Origin of the sequence: Paraburkholderia humisilvae (assembly GCF_902859855.1) — a bacterium.
Lineage (GTDB): Bacteria > Pseudomonadota > Gammaproteobacteria > Burkholderiales > Burkholderiaceae > Paraburkholderia > Paraburkholderia humisilvae.
The window spans coordinates 1-3420 of the sequence record NZ_CADIKH010000214.1; the positions used below are offsets into that span (position 1 = coordinate 1).

1 protein-coding gene and 2 pseudogenes are annotated in these 3420 nt (G+C 55.4%); 2 read left to right on the forward strand and 1 reads right to left on the reverse strand.

The features are described 5' to 3' along the window. A pseudogene (locus HV796_RS40935) lies at positions 1-902 on the forward strand (IS5 family transposase); the annotation flags it as partial. 324 nt (positions 903-1226) lie between these two features. Here the strand turns inward: HV796_RS40935 and HV796_RS40940 are convergent. Further along, positions 1227-1980: pseudogene (locus tag HV796_RS40940) on the reverse strand (IS5 family transposase). Between the two features lie 860 nt (positions 1981-2840). Here HV796_RS40940 and HV796_RS46270 point away from each other — a divergent pair. Further along, positions 2841-3420: ESPR-type extended signal peptide-containing protein (locus HV796_RS46270; RefSeq protein ID WP_425497118.1), on the forward strand; the 580-nt coding region annotated here is incomplete at its 3' end.

Here is a 3420-nt window from a genome sequence, read left to right on the forward strand (position 1 = left end):
CGCGCAAGCGGGAATGTCTCGAAGACATGAGACGCGTGGCGCCGTGGTCGCAACTGATTGCACTGATCGAGCTGCACTATCCGAAGGGGAAAACGGGCCGACCGCCGTTTGCGGTTGCCACGATGCTGCAGATCCATTTCATGCAGCAGTGGTTTGGTCTGTCAGATCCGGCAATGGAAGAGGCACTTTATGATGTGCCCCTGTATCGTGACTTTGCGGGGCTGGACGGCGACATGACGCGTTTGCCGGACGAAAGCACGATCCTGCGGTTCGGTCATCTGCTCGAAGCGCACGGTCTGGCTGCACAGATGATCGCGGTGGTCAACGCGATACCGGGCGAGAAAGGTTTAATGCTCAAGGCAGGGTCGGTAGTTGACGCCACCGCTGATAGCGGCGCCCAGTCCGACGAAGAACGCGTCGGGTACGCGGGACCCGGAAATGCACCAGACGAAGAAGGGCAATCAATGGTACTTCGGGATGAAAGCGCATATCGGCGTCGATGCGCAGTCGGGCCTGGTTCACACCGTGATCGGCACAGCGGCCAACGTTTACGACATCAATGCAGCCGAAGCGTTGTTGCATGGGAAAGAAACGGATGTGTACGCTGACGCGGGCTATCAGGGTATCGAAAAGCGTTGCGAGGCTGAGGCGGTGCGCTGGCATGTTGCGATAGGCGCAGACAGCTTGACCTGAACGATCGCCTGGACGCGATATACGACGGGATTGAACGCCTGAAGGCCGGTGTCCGTGCGAAGGTCGGGCATCCATTCCGTATACTCAGGCAACAGTCTGGCTATACGAAGACACGATACCGGGGCTTGATAAAGAACACCGCCCGGATCGTGACACTGTTTGCGCCGGGTAACCTGTGGATGGCGCGCAAGGCGTTGCGCAAAGCGTGAAACACGCAGGTGCACACGCCATGAGTCCCGGCAAATACGACAAGCCGGGGCCTGAAAGCTCCGCGATCCGGGTGTCAGCATGCTTCCATTTCCGGCTACGCACGGACAGAAAATCGCTGACGCACAGAAAACCGGTTGTGCCGAGCTTCCCTAGGTAAGTGGCGTGGCCCCTGTAATTTCCAACCGTACGGTAGCCACATCATCGGGAAGTCTCGCGCTAGCGCACAAATGCCTCCACGTGTGCCACACGTAAGCCACGGTAGTCAGCCCGATCACACACACCGAAGGTGTCACAGACGACCTTCGGCTTGTCTTAGGTTCTGTTCACATTCTCACGAGCGGTCCAAAGGCACAGGCAAGCGACGCGAAAGCGAGATAGTTCCCTGCCAGCTTGTCGTAGCGAGTGGCGACACGACGAAAATGTTTGATACGACTGAAAAAACGTTCGACGATGTTCCGGGTCCGATACAGCACGAGGCTATAGCGACGCTTGATCTTTCGATTCGAACGCGGTGGGATCACAGTCTTCGCACGCGTAGCGCGGATGTTCTCCACAAAGGCGTTCGAGTCGTAGCCCTTGTAGCGATGACCGCACCGGTGCGCAAATGCTCAACCAGTTCATTCGCGCACGTAATATCGGAAACTTGTCCCTCGGCAGCAATCAAACGCAGGGGGCGTCCGGCGTCATCGACGGCAAGGTGCAATTTGGTGGTCAGCCCACCTCGCGAGCGGCCGAGTGCTTGCGGACCGTTTTTTTTCGAGCTCCGGACGAATGCTGGTGTGCGCGCACGATGGTCGAATCGATCAACACATGCTTGATCCCGGTTTCGTCGGCCACGGCGTGGATCACGCCCCACACACCCTTGCGACGCCACCTGGAGAAGCGCATGTACACCGTATGCTATCGGCCGAACGCCTTCGGCAAATCGCGCCACGGGCACCCTGTCCGGCCGATCCAGAGGACAGCTTCGGCGAACCAACGATTGTCGCTCGCCGTTCGCCCTGGATCGCCTTCCTTGCCCGGCGAGACGGATTCGATTCGTGCCCATACTTCATCGCTCAATAACGTTCGAATCATCTTGACCTGCTTGCGCAAAAGACAGGATGTGAACACATTTCATCGAATGTAAACCGCCCCTGGTGTGCGAGGTTCAAAGGGCAATTGGCAATCTGCGCATGATCTTGAATCGATGATTGATCGCCATTTCTCAGAAAAGTGATTTGCTCATTTCGCGGAAGCTTTTCCCGGGATCTCATTGGTAGCGAAAATCCGATGCGGTTGCGCTGAAATTTAAGTGAGGTTTTCATGAATGCTTTGTTTCTGGATATTGTTTTTTCTGCATATAAAATCTGCCGCCGAAAGGATGTGGCCCGTCTTCATTCAATGAGCCATCGTATTTGATTATTTGACAATTCATTGTCCTTGCTGCGTGTTCGTTGCGTGGTCGCTATTGGGCGATGTGGCGAAAATGAAAAGGGCAACCGGTGTGTGTTGATTGGGGGTCGCGGGTAACTTGATCGAAGTCTATTTATTGAATGAGGGGTGCGTTTTGAGATGGGTAATTTTATATTAACGGTTCGGTGTTAAATCAGGATACGTAAAATTCGTCAAATAAATGTAAAATATACAATAATTCAATATTGACTAGGTTATCGTGCTTAACGCACCATTAATTCGTTGTGTGGCGGGTGGTTTTTTGGTCCGGACGGCGGCTTCGCTATCGGCATGTGCCTATGCCAATCTTCGCACTGGCCATAGACGTCATCGCAAAATAACAGTGAAATAATTCGGCGATTTTGGTGGCGCTATTTTGTTAATTTATTTAATTACTTGGGACTGCATAGCAAAGGCGGGAGAACGTTTAGACCTGGTGACGATGGCGTGGCGGGCGGTCCCGAAGCGTCGTTAGTAAAATGAACAGAGGACAGGCAGAGACCATGAACAGAAATCTTTATCGACTGATATGGAGTCGCCGTGTGGGAGCATGTATTCCGGTGGCGGAGACGGCCACTAGGGTACGAGGCGGGGGTAGGCGGTCGTGTGCCAAGCTGCGGACGGAGCCGCATAGTCTGACCAAGATTGCCATTGCACTAAGTGCGATTACATTGGCTGCGGCTTCTGACGTCGTATGGGCTGATAGCGGCTTCAAGTGTACTGCGAACGATGGCGAGCCTCCGGGGTATGTGGATAGCGTTTATGGGTTGGGGGCAATTGTACCGACAGACGATTGTGACGAGACGGCCTATGGTGCTTCAGCGAGCGCGGGCGCAACGCATGCAACGGCCTACGGTAGAGCTGCTACTGCGAATGGAGCATTTAGCATTGCGATCGGTTTCGAAACCACAGCCTCTGCCGACAGCTCGCTCGCGCTTGGCTCGGGGGCAGTTGCGTCGGTGGCGAACTCGATCGCGCTGGGTACCAGTTCGATCGCGGCTACGGCGGCCGTGCCGTGGACGGGCGACACGATCGCGGGCACGGCGTACACGTACGCGGGCAGCGCAAGCGGCGTGGTGAGCG